16 protein-coding genes and 1 riboswitch are annotated in these 16,525 nt (G+C 55.4%); of the genes, 12 read left to right on the top strand and 4 right to left on the bottom strand.

All coding sequences use genetic code 11. The features are described from left to right. The first annotated feature begins 29 nt into the window (after nt 1-29). Together COHPA_RS0112135 and fhuB are read left to right on the top strand one after the other, a co-directional pair. A complete protein-coding gene (locus tag COHPA_RS0112135; RefSeq protein ID WP_027086435.1) occupies nt 30-1,073 on the top strand; it encodes an ABC transporter substrate-binding protein in 1,044 nt (347 codons plus the stop codon). Next, nucleotides 1,073-3,178 carry a Fe(3+)-hydroxamate ABC transporter permease FhuB gene (gene fhuB / locus COHPA_RS0112130; RefSeq protein ID WP_027086434.1) on the top strand — a complete coding sequence of 702 codons (2,106 nt, stop codon included), beginning with the start codon at nt 1,073-1,075 and terminating at the stop codon, nt 3,176-3,178. Before COHPA_RS0112135 ends, fhuB begins: the two co-directional genes overlap by 1 nt. Before the next feature lie 72 nt (nt 3,179-3,250). On the opposite strand, the gene COHPA_RS0112125 is transcribed toward fhuB, so the two are convergent. The 3 genes from COHPA_RS0112125 to COHPA_RS0112115 all read right to left on the bottom strand — a co-directional run bounded on the left by COHPA_RS0112125 (nt 3,251) and on the right by COHPA_RS0112115 (nt 4,981). Then, the gene (locus COHPA_RS0112125; RefSeq protein WP_027085582.1) at nt 3,251-4,108 is read right to left on the bottom strand and encodes an IS3 family transposase; all 858 of its coding nucleotides are present in this window, start codon (nt 4,106-4,108) and stop codon (nt 3,251-3,253) included. Continuing rightward, nucleotides 4,057-4,401 carry a helix-turn-helix domain-containing protein gene (locus tag COHPA_RS0112120; protein ID WP_027085583.1) on the bottom strand — a complete coding sequence of 115 codons (345 nt, stop codon included), beginning with the start codon at nt 4,399-4,401 and terminating at the stop codon, nt 4,057-4,059. Before COHPA_RS0112120 ends, COHPA_RS0112125 begins: the two co-directional genes overlap by 52 nt. A gap of 112 nt (nt 4,402-4,513) precedes the next feature. After that, nucleotides 4,514-4,981: an HPP family protein gene (locus COHPA_RS0112115; protein ID WP_027086433.1), complete on the bottom strand. Its 468-nt coding sequence runs from the start codon at nt 4,979-4,981 to the stop codon at nt 4,514-4,516. A gap of 831 nt (nt 4,982-5,812) precedes the next feature. Between COHPA_RS0112115 and COHPA_RS0112110 the strand changes: the two genes are divergently transcribed. The 4 genes from COHPA_RS0112110 to COHPA_RS0112095 all read left to right on the top strand — a co-directional run bounded on the left by COHPA_RS0112110 (nt 5,813) and on the right by COHPA_RS0112095 (nt 9,972). Further along, nucleotides 5,813-6,352 (top strand): 5' nucleotidase, NT5C type, encoded by a 540-nt coding sequence (locus tag COHPA_RS0112110; RefSeq protein ID WP_027086432.1) that lies wholly within the window; start codon nt 5,813-5,815, stop codon nt 6,350-6,352. A gap of 393 nt (nt 6,353-6,745) precedes the next feature. Then, nucleotides 6,746-8,488: a threonine--tRNA ligase gene (thrS, locus tag COHPA_RS0112105; protein WP_027086431.1), complete on the top strand. Its 1,743-nt coding sequence runs from the start codon at nt 6,746-6,748 to the stop codon at nt 8,486-8,488. A 118-nt stretch (nt 8,489-8,606) separates the two neighbouring features. Further along, nucleotides 8,607-8,879 (top strand): DUF2277 domain-containing protein, encoded by a 273-nt coding sequence (locus COHPA_RS0112100; RefSeq protein ID WP_027086430.1) that lies wholly within the window; start codon nt 8,607-8,609, stop codon nt 8,877-8,879. A 145-nt stretch (nt 8,880-9,024) separates the two neighbouring features. Next, complete coding sequence (locus COHPA_RS0112095) at nt 9,025-9,972, top strand: aldo/keto reductase family protein (protein WP_027086429.1); 948 nt, start codon at nt 9,025-9,027, stop codon at nt 9,970-9,972. 8 nt (nt 9,973-9,980) lie between these two features. Here COHPA_RS0112095 and COHPA_RS0112090 read toward each other — a convergent pair whose 3' ends face one another. Next, entirely contained in the window at nt 9,981-10,979 is a 999-nt protein-coding gene (locus COHPA_RS0112090) for a zinc-binding alcohol dehydrogenase family protein (RefSeq protein ID WP_027086428.1), read from the bottom strand. 128 nt (nt 10,980-11,107) lie between these two features. Here COHPA_RS0112090 and COHPA_RS0112085 point away from each other — a divergent pair, with 128 nt between their 5' ends. The 6 genes from COHPA_RS0112085 to COHPA_RS0112060 all read left to right on the top strand — a co-directional run bounded on the left by COHPA_RS0112085 (nt 11,108) and on the right by COHPA_RS0112060 (nt 16,429). Further along, nucleotides 11,108-11,485, top strand: a complete 378-nt coding sequence (locus tag COHPA_RS0112085; protein ID WP_027086427.1) for a winged helix-turn-helix transcriptional regulator — start codon at nt 11,108-11,110, stop codon at nt 11,483-11,485. A gap of 143 nt (nt 11,486-11,628) precedes the next feature. Beyond that, nucleotides 11,629-12,267: a DUF2306 domain-containing protein gene (locus tag COHPA_RS0112080; protein WP_169733262.1), complete on the top strand. Its 639-nt coding sequence runs from the start codon at nt 11,629-11,631 to the stop codon at nt 12,265-12,267. Nucleotides 12,268-12,310: 43 nt separating this feature from the next. Beyond that, complete coding sequence (locus tag COHPA_RS0112075; protein ID WP_425393682.1) at nt 12,311-12,658, top strand: antibiotic biosynthesis monooxygenase family protein; 348 nt, start codon at nt 12,311-12,313, stop codon at nt 12,656-12,658. Nucleotides 12,659-12,684: 26 nt separating this feature from the next. Next, nucleotides 12,685-12,829: riboswitch (cyclic di-AMP (ydaO/yuaA leader) on the top strand. 201 nt (nt 12,830-13,030) lie between these two features. Then, nucleotides 13,031-14,206, top strand: a complete 1,176-nt coding sequence (locus tag COHPA_RS0112070; protein WP_035120712.1) for a KamA family radical SAM protein — start codon at nt 13,031-13,033, stop codon at nt 14,204-14,206. Nucleotides 14,207-14,658: 452 nt separating this feature from the next. After that, complete coding sequence (locus COHPA_RS0112065; RefSeq protein ID WP_027086423.1) at nt 14,659-15,555, top strand: DUF5808 domain-containing protein; 897 nt, start codon at nt 14,659-14,661, stop codon at nt 15,553-15,555. A 1-nt stretch (nt 15,556) separates the two neighbouring features. Continuing rightward, nucleotides 15,557-16,429 (top strand): LysR family transcriptional regulator, encoded by an 873-nt coding sequence (locus COHPA_RS0112060; protein WP_027086422.1) that lies wholly within the window; start codon nt 15,557-15,559, stop codon nt 16,427-16,429. Nucleotides 16,430-16,525 lie beyond the last annotated feature (96 nt).

Below are 16,525 nucleotides of genomic sequence, written 5' to 3'. Positions count from 1 at the left end.
TCGCTTTTCGCGCAGGAGGATTAAGAGACATGTTCAACAGAAGAATTTCGCTATTCATCGTATTATCCGTAATGCTCGTATTGCTGGCTGCTTGCGGGAATAACAACAATGAGAATAACGGAGCGAAGGCGTCGTCGCCATCCGCTTCGTCGCCGGCTGCGACCGAATCCGCATCGTTGGCTTCCGAGAGCCCGGCGGCGGAGGCGGAGCGTACCATTCAACACGTGCTCGGAGAAACCAAAGTGAAGGGAACGGCGAAGAAAGTCGTCGTTCTGGAATGGACATACGCAGAAGACCTGCTTGTTCTTGGCGTACAGCCGGCAGGCGTAGCGGACATAGAGAATATGAAGAAGAATGTATCGCTGCCGGCAGAGCTGGCGGCCGACGCGCAAGACGTAGGCACGCGCCAAGAGCCGAACCTCGAGGCCATTACGGCGCTGGAGCCGGACCTGATCATCGGCGTGAAGTTCCGCCACGAGGCGACGTACGATCAATTGAGCGCGATCGCGCCGACGCTGCTATTCAATCCGTACCCGGAGGAAGGCAACGGGGACCAATACGGAGAGATGGTTGGCACGTTCAAGACGATCGCGGACGCCGTCGGCAAGACCGCCGAAGCGGAAGCGGTGCTGGCGGACCTGCAGAAGACGTACGACGAGGCGAAGACCAAGGTTGCGGCGGCAGGCAAAGAAGGGCAGCCGATCGTGCTCGCGATGGCTTATACGAATCAGAACGCGGTCAATTTCCGCTTGTCTACCGACAACGGTTTGGCGATCCGAATTCTCGAGAACATCGGACTCAAGAACGTCTATAAACCGGAACAATTCGAAGCATACGGTTTCTCGACGAAAGACGTTGAAGCGTTAACGACCTTGCAAGAGGCGGATTACCTGCATATCACGAACGATGAAGCGGTCGCCGGCATGCTCTCCAAGAACGCCGTATGGACCGGACTTACATTCGTGAAGGAAAACCGTACGTACGCGCTGGGCGGGGACACCTGGCCATACGGCGGACCTCACTCCGCGAAAATCATGGCGGAGCGCGCGGCTAAAGCGCTGTCCGGACAATAATGAAAGCGATGAAGAATCAAGGCGTATCGCCTGTTTCTTCCCGAACTGTTCCAGCCCGTTCCGCGGCCCGCGGCACGGGCTGGAAGCCTTTCGCGATGCTGCTGGGCGGAGCGGCGCTGCTGGCCATTCTCGCGTTCATCAGCTTGACGCAAGGCCTTCGGCATATCTCGGCAGCTACCGTAATCGAAGCGATCGTGTCCCCGCGAGATATCGCCGAGCATCAAATCATTCATGGCGTTCGTCTGCCTCGGACGGTAATGGGGTTGCTGTCCGGAGCGGCGCTGGCGGTAGCCGGCGCGCTTATGCAGAGCGTCACCCGGAACCCGCTCGCTTCCGAGACAACGCTTGGCGTTAATGCCGGCGCTTACTTGATTGTCGTGCTCGGCACGATATTCTGGCCGGGGCTATTGCATCAATATGCATTTCCCATGGCCGTGCTTGGCGGCGGATTAGCGGCGCTGGCCGTATTCGCTTTGGGCGGAGGCCGCCGAAGCACGCCGATTCGCATCGCGCTGTCCGGGATGATCGTAGCTTTGGTGCTCTCTTCAATAACGAGCGCGTTGCAGCTCCTGTACGAGGAGAGTACGCAGGGCTTGTTCATTTGGGGTTCGGGCTCGCTCAGCCAGAACGACTGGAGCGGGGCGCGATTCGCATGGCCGTGGATCGCAGGCGGGATAACGGCCGTTCTGCTTTCCGTCAGGCATCTCGACTTGCTCGCGTTCGGCGAGGAGACTTCGCGGTCGCTTGGGCAGAACGTATCGAGAACGCGCGTATTCGCGATGGCCGTGGCGATCGTGCTGGCTTGCGTTAGCGTAAGCATCGTAGGCCCGATCGGCTTCATCGGGCTTATCGCCCCTCACGTCGTAAAGCTGTCGGGCATGACCCGCCACGCTTGGCTGCTGCCTGTCAGCGCCTTATGGGGGGCGGCTATTCTTGTCGGCGCGGACACGATCGCGCGAACGTTCGCGAGCAGCGCGATCGGGGAGCTCCCGGCCGGCGCCGTGACGGCGCTTATCGGCGCGCCATGGATCATCTGGTTGGCGCTAAGAGCATCGAAGCGACTGAACGCTTCGCCCGGCTCGTCCGCCGGATCGACGATGCAAGTCGGTCAGTTGGGCAGAAGGATGCCTTACGCGTGGCTCGTCTTCCTGTTCGCGGGCATGCTGCTCATCGTCTGCGTCGGTGCGCTGATGTACGGCAACACTCGTCTGTCGGCGAGCGAGGTCATTGCCGCGTTAACCGGCAACGGTACGTCCGCCAACGAGAAGATCATCCATCTTCGTCTGCCTCGCATGCTAACGGCGCTAATGGCAGGAATCGCGCTGGCGGCCAGCGGCAGCTTGATGCAAAGCTCGTTGCGCAATCCGCTCGCCGACCCGCATATCGTCGGCGTATCCGGCGGCGCGGGCGTCGGCGCGATATCGCTGATGCTGCTTTTCCCGCAGTTGTCCGCCGATTGGATTCCGCTGGGCGCGTTCGCGGGAGGATTGCTGGCAGCAGGAATCGTCTATGCATCCGGATGGAAACGCGGCTTGAGCCCGACCGTGCTCACGCTTGTCGGCATTGCCGTAGCCGCCGCGACGGCGGCGATGATCAATATGCTGGTCATTCACGCGAAACTGACGCTGGCGCCGGCGCTCGCTTGGTTGTCCGGCAGTACATACGCGCGGAGCTGGACGGATTTCTATCAGATCCTGCCATTCGTCATCGTACTCGCGCCTCTCGGTTGGTGGCTCGGCCGGCGGGTCGATCTGCTATCCTTCAATGACGAGAGCTCCTTAGGGTTGGGGCTGCCGGTTCGCCATACGCGACTCGTCGTCGCGCTGATCGCCGTACTGCTCGCATCCGTCGCGGCCTCGGTCGTGGGAGCCGTCGGCTTCATCGGCTTGCTCGCGCCGCACGCGGCACGCATGCTGGCCGGTCCGAACCATCGCCGCTCGGTGCTGCTCGCCATTCTTCTCGGAGCAACGCTGCTCGTATCGGCGGACTGGCTCGGCCGAATGATCCTGGCGCCGAAGGAAATCCCTTCCGGCATCGTCGTCGCTTTGCTCGGCGCTCCTTATTTAATACTCTTAATGGTACGTTCAGCAAGAGCGGCCCAATAATACCCGGCCAACAGCAATAAACCACCTTCAAGCGTTGGTCAAGACCCCATTTAGCGGACAATGAAAAAACACCTAAGCAACAAACTGGCGTCGGTACTCAACCGGCGTCATTTTTTTAAGTCTTCTTTGCGGTCGAGAATGGTTATAAAACGCAATATAAGTTTCGATTCGCCTTTGTGCCTCTTCAACGCTTCGTATATCATAGAGGTAGAGCCCTTCCGTTTTGAGATGCGAGAAGAAGCTCTCCATTGAGGCGTTGTCATGACAATTGCCTCGGCGTGACATGCTGATTTGGGCGCCAACCTTTGGCAGCATGTCGTGGTATGCATAGGACGTGTACTGGAATCCTTGATCGCTGTGAACGATCAATCCAGACATGTCCTTTTGCTTTTCAAAGGCCTTCTCGAATGTCCGCAAGACGAGTTGGTTGTCGTTACGTAAGTCCATATGATGAGCGACGATTTCATTATTGAATAAATCTTTAACGACCGATAAATATAGCCAGGTATCCGCCACTCGAACCTGAGTGACATCTGTGACCCATTTTCGATTTGGCATGTTGGCTTGAAAGTCTCGCTTTAACAGATTCTCCACGACGCGCCCACCGACTGTTGACGCGTAGTTACAGCGGTGCTTACGCCGGATTTTAGAACGTATCCCGAGCTCCTGCATTAGACGTAGAACTTTCTTATGGTTAACCCATATTCCCTGTTCTTGAAAAAGGAAAAGCTGAAGCTGCCTATACCCGTATTTACCGTCATACTTCGTATATAAGGCCTGGATTCTTGCTTTGAGATCCTTATCTCGACTAGCCCCCTTACGCGCTAAATAGGCGTAGTAACCACTGCGCGAAACCTTAAATGCTTTGCAAAGCTCACTTACCGCATACCACTCTGACGCCTGCTCAATGGCCCTGTACTTTCGACGCACACCTCCCGCATCCAGATTTCCAAACACTTTTTTAGCATTTCATTTTCCCGTATCAAGCTTTGTAAGTGTCGATCTTGGTTGATGTATTCTGTTTTTCGGCCACGCCGATCCAATAACCCGAACTGCCCCAAGTTCCGATACTTCCGCATCCATTTTTTCATGCGATCTTGATCTGCAATCCCCAAATGTTCATTGATCTGACGATAAGTCCAACCTTCCTCAACATGGAGGCGAATTGCCTCTACTTTAACCTCATGCGTGTATCGCTTGAACTTCTGCCCCTTAACAGCCATAAAAAATGCACCCCCTAGAATTCATCGGATAAACCAGGGGTTTTTCCAATGTCCATTCTAAGGGGTGCACTCTACGTTATGAAGGTGGTTTATTTTTTGTGTACTTAACAACTTAATCCGCTTCGGATGCAACCGGGCTCTTAAGCGCGAACGACTTCCACGCTTCGCCGATCAGATTAGCTGCGGCGAGAAGGAAGATCAAACCGGAGAGAGACAGAAGCACGCAGATCGGCGTTATCCAGGCATTCCCTTGATCCACGAAGAAAGGAATGATGGATACGGCTAGAATCGGCGGCGCATTCCAACGGAAACGGTGAATGAGCCATCCGACAAGCAAACAATCGGCAAGCAGACCGACGGCGCCGGGCTCCAAGACATGCAGCAACGTGCCGATCACCGCGGCGATCGTCGAACCGATCAGCATGTTGCCGGCGATCTTCCTATCGAATTCGCGGGATGCGAGCAAGAAACTGAAAGCGCCGAGCGTCGGGAAGAATAAGGCGTGCAGTGGGGATAAATGGGTCGAAAGCCAATAGATCAAAGCTATGTATATGCTGATAAGGACAAGCTTGACATTCATTAGGGCACTATCTCCGGCAAGGTTAATAAAAAGCAGACAAATAACAGTTTAATTCCGATCCGCTTAGTCGTCAATACATTTCATGAATCGGACAGGTAGAAGCCCGTACGGCGATCGGACGATTTTCCACCGCCTCCCTTCTGTCACATTTTCCCGCGTACCGCATTCCCTCTATCCGGGTACCGCAGTCTCTCTCGCAATGTAACCGCTTTATTTTACAATCTCATTGTAAGCATCAAGCCCATCGAAAGGGGTTCATTCAACCAATGGAAAAAATGCTGCTCGTCACTGCGGTCGCAACTCTGCTCGCAACAACCGCATGCGGAGACAATTCCACTAACCATAATAACGGAAAAGAAGGGGCGGCTTCTTCTTCGCAGGCCTCTCCGTCCGCGGTCCCGGCAGACCCGTTCGGCAAGTACGAAGAACCGGTCATAAGGAGCCGAGCGCTCTTTACCTCATTTTAGGATGTCAGAATACGGCAGCACAGCGACGGAGGGAATCCTACTCTCTTCGCTAACCAATAGAACCTGCGATCGTACAGCTATTTCATAGAATCGGTAGGGTATGTAATCAATAAATGTAAATGTGCAGGTGATAGCTAGCCGCGTGACTCCATTGAAGGTTTGCAGGTCCAATACCTGCGGTTTTGCAGGATGAAGGATAAATGAGCGATTTCGGGTAGGATTAACAGCAGAATTGCAGGTGTGCAGCGGTTCCAGTGGAGGATAAAATATGCGATTCCGGGTGCGAGATGCGAGCGCGCCATTGACAGACGACAGCCGATATAACAAAATAATGCAAATAACGATCAGAAGCAGGAGAATGAACATGAGCAAACAACGGATCGCCATCGACATGGACGAAGTCATCGCCGAGTTTTCCACGAAGCACGTAGCAATGTTCAATAAGAAATTCAACGAGAACGTAACGGTCGCGGATTTGCATGGCAAAAAGCTGAGAGAGCTGCGCCCGGAGCTGGGCCGGGAAATCCACGAGCTGCTGCTCACGCCGGATTTTTTCCGCGATTTGCCTCCGATCGAGCACAGCCAAGAGGTGATTGAAGAGCTGTCCCGGTCTTACGAGATCTTCATCGCGACGGCGGCGATGGAAGTTCCGACTTCGTTCACGGCGAAGTATGAATGGTTGAAGGAGCATTTCGATTTTCTCGACGAAATGAACTTCGTGTTCTGCGGGGATAAGAGCATCATTCGCGCGGACTTTTTGATCGACGATAATACGAGGCATTTTCAAGGGTTTCAGGGCCAAGGCATTCTGTTCACGGCGAACCATAACCGCAACGAGACCGGATACGTCCGGGTGAACGATTGGCTGGAGGTTCGGGATTACTTTAAGGGGCGGGCGCAGTGATCGGGATCGAGCATGGAACAAAGCTCTATTGCTCCGAAGCAAGATCGGCGCTATAATAGGTACAATTTAATCCAAAGCAGGCAATGACCAAAGACATGGTCTCGTTCACGGACGGTACAGAGAGGGGGATGAGTGCTGAGAATCCCCACGGCAACCGGAGCGGGATTACCCCTTTGCAGCCGCGACGCTGAACCCGGAAGCGATTGATTCGCCATTCGCCAAGGCAGTAAACGCCGCCGACCGATCCCCGTTACCGGATTCCGAATAAGGGCTTGCCGAATGTTTCATCGAGGGCAAGCCGAATGAGGGTGGAACCACGAGCTGAACGCACTCGTCCCTTTGTGGACTGAGGCGTTTTTTTGCGTTCAATTCAACCCTGGGAGGAAGAAGGAAATGGAAGATCAGGCAGTGAAGGAACGGGAGGCGCTCGATCGGCTTAGACATAGCGCCGCTCACGTGATGGCGCAAGCGATCGCGCGAATTTACGGACGGGAAGCGGTCCTGCTAGGCATCGGGCCGGTGATCGAAGACGGTTTCTACTACGACATCGACATCGGCCGGGCGCTATCGAACGAGGATTTGGCGGAGATCGAAGCGGAGATGGGCAACATCGTGCGGGAGGATTGGTCGATCGTTAGGCGCGCGGTCGATAGGGAGGAAGCGGTGCGGATCTTCGAGGAGATCGGGGATACGCTCAAGCTTGAGCTGATCCGCGACTTGCCGGAGTCTGCGGAGATTACGATCTATGACCAGGGAGAATTTTTCGACCTATGCCGGGGTCCGCACGTCGCGTCCACGGGACGGGTCAAGGCGTTCAAGCTGCTAAGCGTAGCGGGTGCTTACTGGCGCGGGGATTCGAACAATCGGATGCTGCAGCGCCTATACGGTACGGCGTTCCCGAAGGCTTCGCAGCTCGCCGAGCATCTGCACGCGCTCGAAGAAGCGAAGAAGCGGGATCATCGGAAGCTCGGCAAGGAGCTGGAGCTGTTCATGTTCTCCGAGGAAGCGCCGGGCATGCCGTTCTATCTACCGAAAGGGATGACGATCCGAACGGAGCTCGAGAATTACTCGCGAGAGCTGCAGCAACGGCACGATTACGAGGAGGTTCGCACTCCGCTCATGATGAATCGGCGGTTGTGGGAGCAATCCGGACACTGGGATCATTACAAAGACAATATGTACTTCACGGACGTAGACGAGACGCCGTTCGCGCTGAAGCCGATGAACTGCCCGGGCCACATGCTCGTATTCAAGAACAGTCTGCATTCTTATCGCGAGCTGCCGATCCGAATAGCCGAGTTCGGGCAAGTGCATCGGCACGAGTTCTCCGGCGCTCTCAGCGGAATGATGCGGGTGCGGACGTTCTGCCAGGACGACGCGCATCTATTCGTGAGGGAGGACCAGATCGAGGAGGAAATTCGCCGGGTTATCGCGCTTATCGACCGGATGTACGCGGTGTTCGGATTCGAATACCGGATCGAGCTGTCGACGCGGCCCGAAGACTTCATGGGAGCCGTAGAGTCGTGGGACAGGGCGGAAGAGGCGTTGCAACGCGTACTCGATGGAAGCGGCATCGCGTACAGCTTGAACGAGGGGGATGGCGCGTTCTACGGGCCGAAGATCGACTTCCACATTCTCGATGCGCTTAAGCGGAGCTGGCAGTGCGGCACGATCCAGGTCGACTTTCAAATGCCGGAAAAGTTCGAGCTCGCGTATATCGGAGAAGACGGGCTGAAGCATCGGCCTGTCGTTATCCACCGTGCGATCTTCGGGTCTATCGACCGGTTCATGGGCATCTTGACGGAGCATTACGCCGGGGCTTTCCCGACTTGGCTGGCGCCGGTTCAGGCGAAGCTGCTTCCGGTGTCGGATGCGTTCCTAGACTACGCGCTGGAAGTGAAGCGGGTACTTGCCGCCAGAGGGATTCGCGCCGAGATCGATGTTCGGAGCGAGAAGCTCGGCTACAAAATTCGCGAGGCGCAACTGGAAAAGGTGCCGTATATGCTGATCGTCGGGGAGCAGGAGCGAAGCGGAGGGACGGTGTCCGTGCGCAGACGCGGAGAGGGAGACCTTGGAGCTGTTGATACTGCGGCGCTTGCGGAGCGGATTGCCCACGAGATACGGGAGAAGCGGTAAACGACAAGCAACCGTCGGGACGAGTCGTCCTGACGAACTGCCGCCGATAGAGCGATTTCGCGTTACCCGCGAATACGCGATATAATAGACGACAAATGGAAATCATGGAGGTTGCGGGATGTGCAGAAACATTAAGACGTTGTTCAATTTCGAACCGCCGGCGACGGAGGACGAGATCGGGGCCGCATCGTTGCAATTCGTAAGGAAGCTCTCGGGCTTCAACGCGCCTTCCAAAGCGAACGAAGCGGCGTTCCAGCTCGCGGTGCGGGAAGTGTCGGAGGCAGCGCGCAAGCTGCTCGGATCGCTTGTCACCAACTCGCCGACGCGCGACAGGCAAGTGGAAATCCAGCGCGCCAAAGCTAGAGCGATCAAACGGTTCGGCAAAGAGTAAGCTCGCTCAAATGTGGAAATTTCGACACAGTTGACAGGAGACACCGGTATTGATACGCTATGGGAAGAGTGAACACGCGTTCACTCTCGCTTTATAAGCCTCGTGAACGCGTGTTTACAATAGGACATAGATGGAGGCAATAGACATGAAATACCGCAAATTAGGCAATACAGGGTTACAAGTCAGCGAGATCAGCTTAGGCAGTTGGTTAACATACGGCAACTCGGTCGGTACGGATACGGTAGGCAAGTTGACGAACCGCGCATTCGAGCTGGGCATCAACTTCTTCGATACGGCCAACGTATACGAGCGCGGAGAAGCCGAAATTCTGCTCGGCCAAGCGCTGAAGCAACACAAGCGCGACTCGTACGTCGTGGCGACGAAAGCTTTCTGGCCGATGGGAGACGGACCGAACGACAGGGGTCTGTCGCGCAAGCATGTGTTCGAGCAAGTTCATGCGAGCTTAAAGCGCCTGCAGATGGACTATGTCGATATTTTCTATTGCCATCGTTACGATCCGAATACGCCGGTGGAAGAGACGCTTCGCACGATCGAAGACCTCGTTCGCCAAGGCAAGATTTTGTACGTCGGCGTGAGCGAATGGACGGCAGCGCAAATTCAAGAAGGACTTCACGTTGCGGATAAATACCTGTTGGACCGCATCGTCGTCAACCAACCGCAGTATAGTATGTTCTCCCGCGGAATCGAGCAAGAGATTATCCCTGTAAGCGAGAAGAACGGAATCTCGCAAGTCGTCTTCTCGCCGCTCGCGCAAGGCGTGCTCACCGGCAAATACCGTCGCGGTCAAGGCATTCCTTCCGGCAGCCGCGCGAGCGATCCGAAGGCGAATATGTGGATTAATAACTTCTTGACGGAAGAGTACCTGGAGAAAGTAGAGCAACTGATCGTCATCGCGGAAGAGATCGGCATTACGCTGTCGCAACTCGCGATCGCGTGGATTCTCCGCCATGACAGCGTGGCGAGCGCTCTCGTCGGCGCGACGAAGGTCGAGCAGCTCGAGCAGAACGCCAGCGCTTCGGGCATTACCCTGTCCGAGGATATCCTCAAGCGGATTGAAGGCGTATTGGCTTAACCGGAAGGTTACTCGAACCGTTCCAAGACCAGCTTGCCGATCATGTCGCCGGCGGACAGCGTGTCATGCGCCAGCTCGAGATTGGCGGCATTGATCGGCGATAGGCGCTTCGTCAGCGTCGTCCGGATTCGTCCGGCGTCCACCAGTTCCGACACGGCATCCAGCAAGCGATGCTGTTCTACCGCATCAGGGGCGTGGAACATCGGGCGGGTGAACATCAGTTCCCAATAAAACTCGATGCTTTTATTGAATATAGCATTTACGTCTACGGGCTTTTCGGCCGGCACGATCGCGCAGATTTTACCTTGCGGCGCGATCGCGTCGGCCATTTGCGTCCAATGGGCCGCGGTGCTGTTCAGGCACAGAATGTAGTCAGCGGCATCGAGTCCGGCCGCTTTCAATTGGGGAACGAATGATTCGCGATGGTTAATGACGATGTCCGCGCCGTGCTCGCGCGCCCAATCGGAAGATTCCTTCCGGGAAGCCGTTCCGATGACCGTTAAACCCGCCAGCTTCGCAAGCTGCGTAGCGATCGAGCCTACGCCGCCGGCCGCGCCGATAATGAGAATCGAGCGTCCCTCGTTATCCGATTCATGACGTGAAAGTTTCATGCGATGAAACAGCGCTTCCCACGCCGTGATCGCGGTTAACGGCAAGGCGGCGGCTTCGGCGAAGTCCAGGCTCTTAGGCTTCTTCCCTACGATTCTCTCGTCGACGAGATGAAGCTCGCTATTGCAGCCCGGGCGGATTCTGCTTCCCGCATAGAAGACTTCGTCTCCCGGCTTGAACAATACGCACTTCTCGCCGACCTCCTCCACGACTCCCGCGACGTCCCAACCGAGAATCATCGGCTCGTCATTCGGGTTGCCCCCTGCCCGGGCTTTCAAGTCTACCGGATTGACGGAGACGGCTTTCACCCTTACGAGCAAATCTTTTCCCTCCGGCGTCGGCGTTTCCAGCTCGAATTTCGTAAAGCGGTTATTTTTCGCAACTCCGATTGCGTACATGTTCTTACATCCTTTCGGTATTTCGAAGTATGGTTCGAATCCAGTATATGAGATACACTGGATATGCAAAAGTACGCAGATTTATCAGATTAAGTATGAAAAATCATACTATTGGGAGGGTGGCGTAGATGGCGAACGCAAGCAAAATCGAGGCGAAACCGACTCCGGCCAAGCCATGCAGCGTCGAGACCGCCTTGGACGTTATAGGGGGCAAATGGAAAGGCGTAATTCTGTATCACCTGATTGACGGCAAGAAGCGGTTTAGCGAATTTCGCAGGCTATATCCGAAATTGACCCAGTTCATGCTGACGCTGCAGCTTCGGGATTTGGAACGCGACGGACTCGTCCATCGGCAGGTGTACGGCGAAGTGCCGCCGAGAGTCGAGTATTCGCTGACGGAATACGGCAGAACGCTGGAGCCGATCATCCTGGCGATGAAAGCATGGGGGCAAACGTACCAGGCGCGGCAGGGAATGGCTGCCGAAGCCGATCAGGAATGCGAGTGAGAGGGGGTCCGGTCGGGGATCGCACTGGACCTTAGAAGGGCAGACTTATCCGACGCTGGCCGCTTACGGCCGTTTCATTTCAGCGCTACACTGCGATTGAGGGAAAAACAATCGATGGTGAGTGATGGGATATGGGTAAAATCATGCCTAAATGGACATTCGTGCTCCTTGCGGCGCTGGCTCTCGGGATAGGGTCATACTCCTTTATTTTCTACGGCGACTACGAGGGGATTAAGGCTCAGGAATTCGTGACATCGAAGGAAATCGAGCTTCCGGACTTATGGTACAAGATGTTATGGGTGCATGCCGCTTCCTCGGGCGTCGCGCTCTCGATCGGTTGGCTGCAATTCGTGAAGAGGATACGCAAACGAAGAAAGGGCTTGCACCGCGCTATCGGATACGCGTACTCGGTCATGCTTGCCGCCGGCGGCGCGACCGGATTGTACATGGCGTATTACGCCAACGGCGGGTGGATCGGCAAAGCTGGTTTCGCCACGCTATCCGTCTTGTGGCTCTATACCATGTACCGCGGTTTGAAAAGCATAATCGCCGATCGCGACGCCAAGTCGCACAGCCGCTGGATGACGCGCAACTATGCGCTTACGTGCGCGGCGATCATGTTGCGGATATACACGGGAATCGCGGACGGGGCGTTCGGTCTTGCCGATACGAACGAAACGTTCGTCGTGATCGGTTGGCTCTGCTGGGTGCCGAATCTGATATTCGCGCAATGGCTTGTTCGCAAGAGAAGGCGGTTTCGCCAACCTCCTGTGACATTCTGATACAATGGGGAAAGGAATTCCAGGGATAGGAGCGATGCAAGCGATGCCAATGAGTCACGGTCTGAAATCGGGCGAGAACGGTACGTGTTACGCGGTGATCTTCTCCAGCCAGCGTACGGAAGGCGACAGCGATTATGGGCAGACGGCCGCCCGGATGGTCGAGCTGGCGAAGCGGCAGCCGGGTTTCATGGGGGTCGAGAGCGTCCGGAACGCCGATGGGTTCGGCATTACGATCTCGTATTGGGAGAGCCTCGACGCCATCAAGCATTGGCGCGGCAACGAGGAGCACCTTGTCGCGCAAGCGAGGGGAAAGGGCGAATGGTACTCGCAGTACGAGATTAAGATTTGCAAAGTAGAGCGGGCATACGCTTTTCCTAATCCCCAGGGATAATTGACACCTTTTGCTAACATGGCATATAGTTAAAGAAGCTTAGTTCCCGGCGTGGGCCGGGAAGCGGGGGAACCACTCTTCTGGGGCGAATCGGTCCGGCATTCTCGGATCGTAGGGAACCATCTATCCCGAGTCCGTCAGCTAACCTCGTCAGCTTGAGATGGGTCAGGCAATATTGAGCAGATCCGAACATCTGCCGTCATTGACCCTTCGCGGGTCTTTTTTGCTTTCTTCGGAAGACCCGAATGCATGGAAGCCGTAGGTTTCCGCGCGCGAACGGGTCTTTTTATTTTGGCGAAGGAAGGGGGTTGGGAAGGTCCGGTAACATTACGCCGCCGTTCGATCGACTATAAACTTGAGGAGGTTTTACGATTGGCACAACCCAAGTATATAACCGACATCGACCGCATCGCTCATCTACCGGAGACGGAGCGTCAGAGACTGAAGCGAATCGTGGATAAGTTCGTGTTTCGCGTGAACGAGTTTTATTTGAGCTTGATCGACTGGAACGATCCCGCCGATCCGTTGCGCAAGCTGGTCATCCCTAACGAAGGGGAGCTGAAGGAATACGGCCGTTGGGACGCCTCGGACGAGGATACGAACTACGTCGTGCCCGGTTGCCAGCATAAGTACAAATCGACGGCGCTGCTGATCGTGTCGGAGGTGTGCGGCGCCTATTGCCGCTACTGCTTCCGCAAGAGGCTGTTCCGCAACGACGTGAAGGAAGCGGTGAACGACGTGGAGCCGGGCCTGAAGTACATCGCCGAACACCCGGAGATCAGCAACGTGCTGCTCACGGGCGGCGACAGCCTGATTCTGGGAACGCCGAAGCTGCGTTCGATTATCGAGCGGCTGCGGGCGATCGATCACGTCAAGATTATCCGGTTGGGCTCGAAAATCCCGGTGTTCAATCCGATGCGCATATACGAGGACGAACAGCTGCTTGCAACGATTAGGGAATTTTCCGACGCGCAGAAGCGCATTTACGTCATGGCCCATATCAATCATCCGAGAGAAATTACTCCGGAAGCGGTGCGCGGTTTCGAAGCGTTGCATAACGCCGGCGCGATCGTCGTCAATCAGACGCCGATCCTTCGCGGGATCAACGACGACCCGAACGTGCTCAGCGAGCTGTTAGACCGGCTTTCTTGGGCGGGCGTGACGCCGTACTACTTCTTCGTCAACCGTCCGGTCGCGGGCAACAGCGATTTCGTTCTTCCGCTCGCGAAGGTCTACGAGCTCGTCGAGCAAGCGAAGGCGAGAACGTCCGGGCTCGGCAAGCGCGTCCGCCTGTCGATGAGCCACACCTCCGGTAAAATAGAAATTCTAGCTATCGAAGACGGCAAAGCGTATTTGAAGTACCATCAATCTCGGGACGGCCAGTACGGCAAATTCATGGTGCTGGATTGTCCGCCGGATGCTGCCTGGTTCGACGATTTGCCCGGGAACGAACACTATTGGAGCAAGCCGAGCAAGAAGACGGAGGCGGTCGTTTCCGTCAACGCGATGTCGGACTATCCGCGAACGGCGGTTAGCCAGCATACGTAATCCTATTTTAGGATAGCTCGCTGATAGACAATTGAACATTGTATAGAAATGGTGGCAACAGGGGTACTATTCCTGTGCCGCCATTTCGCGTTGTTGGTCCATTGCTGCCTTCTTCAGCCCTCGACTCGATCATCCGATTGACCTACAGCGCCAAGCCTTCCTCGCTACCTCAACTGCACGGAATACAGTTCGTAATCGCAGTTTCGCCATTTTTCTACTGAATAACTGCATCGAATACATCTCATTATCGCCGAAACCGTCGGAACTCTCATTTTCTACAAAACAACTGCACTTCGTACTGTTTACAGGTTATGGAGTATCCGATCGATTGGAATACCTGCCTTTCATGCAGTTAGTGTCGAGCAATAACGCTGCGTTGGCCCATTTGATATCGCCGAACTTGCGGATGGTATAATAGGCCTAGACTTGCGAACAGAGAGGGGGGCGCTTCCGTGTTGATCATCGTTTTACTCTTGCCTGCGATCATTCTATATGGCGCTATCCTAGCCATTTACAAGCCGCAATCGAAAGGGAAGAACGGCATTGTTTTCGGGATCGCCCTTCCGCCCGGCGCCGAAGAGAACGGGGAGCTCCAAGCCATTAGGCAGCGTTACGACAAGCAATTCTCTCGAATAAGCATATGGACTTTGGCCGCGCTCGTTCCATTCCCCTTCATGTACGATTGGTTCGGCATGCTGTTCATCTATTATCTGGGTTGGATATTCGCCTTTATCTTTGTCGCCGTTATTCCGTTCCGCCAAGCTTTCCGCGACACGTTGGCATTGAAGAAGAGCCATGGATGGGGTTCCGAGGATGACGACGACGAGTCCTGGAAAAACGGGTTCACCTACCACAATCCTTCTAATAAGCGGTTTCTGGTTCCGAAGCGCATCGGGGTCGGAATGACCGTAAATACAGGGACGTTGGCAGGCCAAATATTCGTGTGGGGCTTGTGCGGAGCGGTTGCGGCGCTTCTCGGATTCGTGTGCTTCATGATCGTCCGGGCGGAGCTGACGTCGCCGGTTCTAACGATTACTTCCGAACAACGGGTCCAGATCGATTATCCGATGTATGCCTATGACTTCGAAATCGCCGATATCCAGGAACTCTCTCTGATCGATCGGTTGCCCTCGGGGTCGAAGACGAACGGCGAGGCGACCGGCAAGTATGCGCGGGGACACTTTCGGATGAAGGAGCTTGGCAAGACGAGGCTTTATATTTTCAAAGATCATCCGCCTTACATTCGCATCAAGCTAGAAGACGGTTATGTCATCTATAACGATAAGGTTCCGGCCAAGACGAGACAATTGTACGATTCGCTGCAACAAGAGGTAGGAGGGAGCCGGTAAAATGGAGCTGACGTACCTGCGGACGTTGCGAGAGGTGGTCAAGACGGGCAGCTATACGAGGGCGGCCGAAGCGCTCGGCTACGCGCAATCCAGCGTGACGACTCAAATTCAGAAGCTGGAGGCGGCATACGGAGTCGTGCTGCTGGAGCGGTTCGGCCGAGGGATGAAGCTGACGCTCGCCGGCGAAGCCTTGCTGCGGTATGCGGACGAGATCGTAAGGCTGCACGACGAATCGAAGGAAGCCGTCTCGAAGCAGTCGAAGGGGACGCTGTCCGTCGGCACGATCGAGACGTTGGCTGCGTTCTATCTGCCCCCTTACTTGCAGGCTTACCGGGAGAGGTTTCCCGAGATTAACGTTACGCTTCAACCGGGCAACGAACCGCAAATCATCGAATCGGTCAAGGAAGGCGAGCTGGACGCAGGCATCATCTTAGACCCGCCTTTCTCCGATCCCGAACTGCACACGATCGTGCTCCGGGAAGAACAGCTTGTCATCATCGCGCCTCCCGTTCATCGATTCGCGGGCCGAGAGGCGATCGGGCCGGAGGATATCGAGAACGAATCGCTTATTCTGACCGAGGACGGATGCACCTACCGGGCGATGCTGCTGAAGCTGCTCCGGAGCGGGCAGATCGGTTATAGGCTAGCTTACGAGTTCGGTAATCTGGAGGCGATCAAGCAATGCGTCACCTACGGTCTCGGCATTGCGCTGTTACCTCGAATCGCCGTCGCCGAAGCCGTCCGGCAAGGGCAAGTCGTCGCGATCCCTTTCGTTCATCCCGAATGCCGGTTTTACACCCAGCTCGTCTACGCGAAGCGAAAGTGGCAGTCCAATGCGTTCCAAGGCTTCATCAAGCTTCTTAACGACGAATAATGATCAATAATTTTGATGCATGCCATTGATAATGATCGATAACTCCGTTGAGCGATATCGTGTTAAGCTTCGGTTAACAACGAATCCGGAGGTTAC

The organism is Cohnella panacarvi Gsoil 349, assembly GCF_000515335.1.
Lineage (GTDB): Bacteria > Bacillota > Bacilli > Paenibacillales > Paenibacillaceae > Cohnella > Cohnella panacarvi.
The sequence above is the reverse complement of the archived record's forward strand: the minus strand, read 5'-3'. Positions and strand labels throughout refer to the sequence as shown.

Coding starts and splice junctions, on each gene's coding strand:
- COHPA_RS0112135 (WP_027086435.1), top strand. CDS start 30: ATGTTCAACAGAAGAATTTCGCTATTCATCGTATTATCCGTAATGCTC.
- fhuB (WP_027086434.1), top strand. CDS start 1,073: ATGAAAGCGATGAAGAATCAAGGCGTATCGCCTGTTTCTTCCCGAACT.
- COHPA_RS0112120 (WP_027085583.1), bottom strand. CDS start 4,401: ATGGCTGTTAAGGGGCAGAAGTTCAAGCGATACACGCATGAGGTTAAA.
- COHPA_RS0112115 (WP_027086433.1), bottom strand. CDS start 4,981: ATGAATGTCAAGCTTGTCCTTATCAGCATATACATAGCTTTGATCTAT.
- COHPA_RS0112110 (WP_027086432.1), top strand. CDS start 5,813: ATGAGCAAACAACGGATCGCCATCGACATGGACGAAGTCATCGCCGAG.
- thrS (WP_027086431.1), top strand. CDS start 6,746: ATGGAAGATCAGGCAGTGAAGGAACGGGAGGCGCTCGATCGGCTTAGA.
- COHPA_RS0112100 (WP_027086430.1), top strand. CDS start 8,607: ATGTGCAGAAACATTAAGACGTTGTTCAATTTCGAACCGCCGGCGACG.
- COHPA_RS0112095 (WP_027086429.1), top strand. CDS start 9,025: ATGAAATACCGCAAATTAGGCAATACAGGGTTACAAGTCAGCGAGATC.
- COHPA_RS0112090 (WP_027086428.1), bottom strand. CDS start 10,979: ATGTACGCAATCGGAGTTGCGAAAAATAACCGCTTTACGAAATTCGAG.
- COHPA_RS0112085 (WP_027086427.1), top strand. CDS start 11,108: ATGGCGAACGCAAGCAAAATCGAGGCGAAACCGACTCCGGCCAAGCCA.
- COHPA_RS0112080 (WP_169733262.1), top strand. CDS start 11,629: ATGCCTAAATGGACATTCGTGCTCCTTGCGGCGCTGGCTCTCGGGATA.
- COHPA_RS0112075 (WP_425393682.1), top strand. CDS start 12,311: ATGCCAATGAGTCACGGTCTGAAATCGGGCGAGAACGGTACGTGTTAC.
- COHPA_RS0112060 (WP_027086422.1), top strand. CDS start 15,557: ATGGAGCTGACGTACCTGCGGACGTTGCGAGAGGTGGTCAAGACGGGC.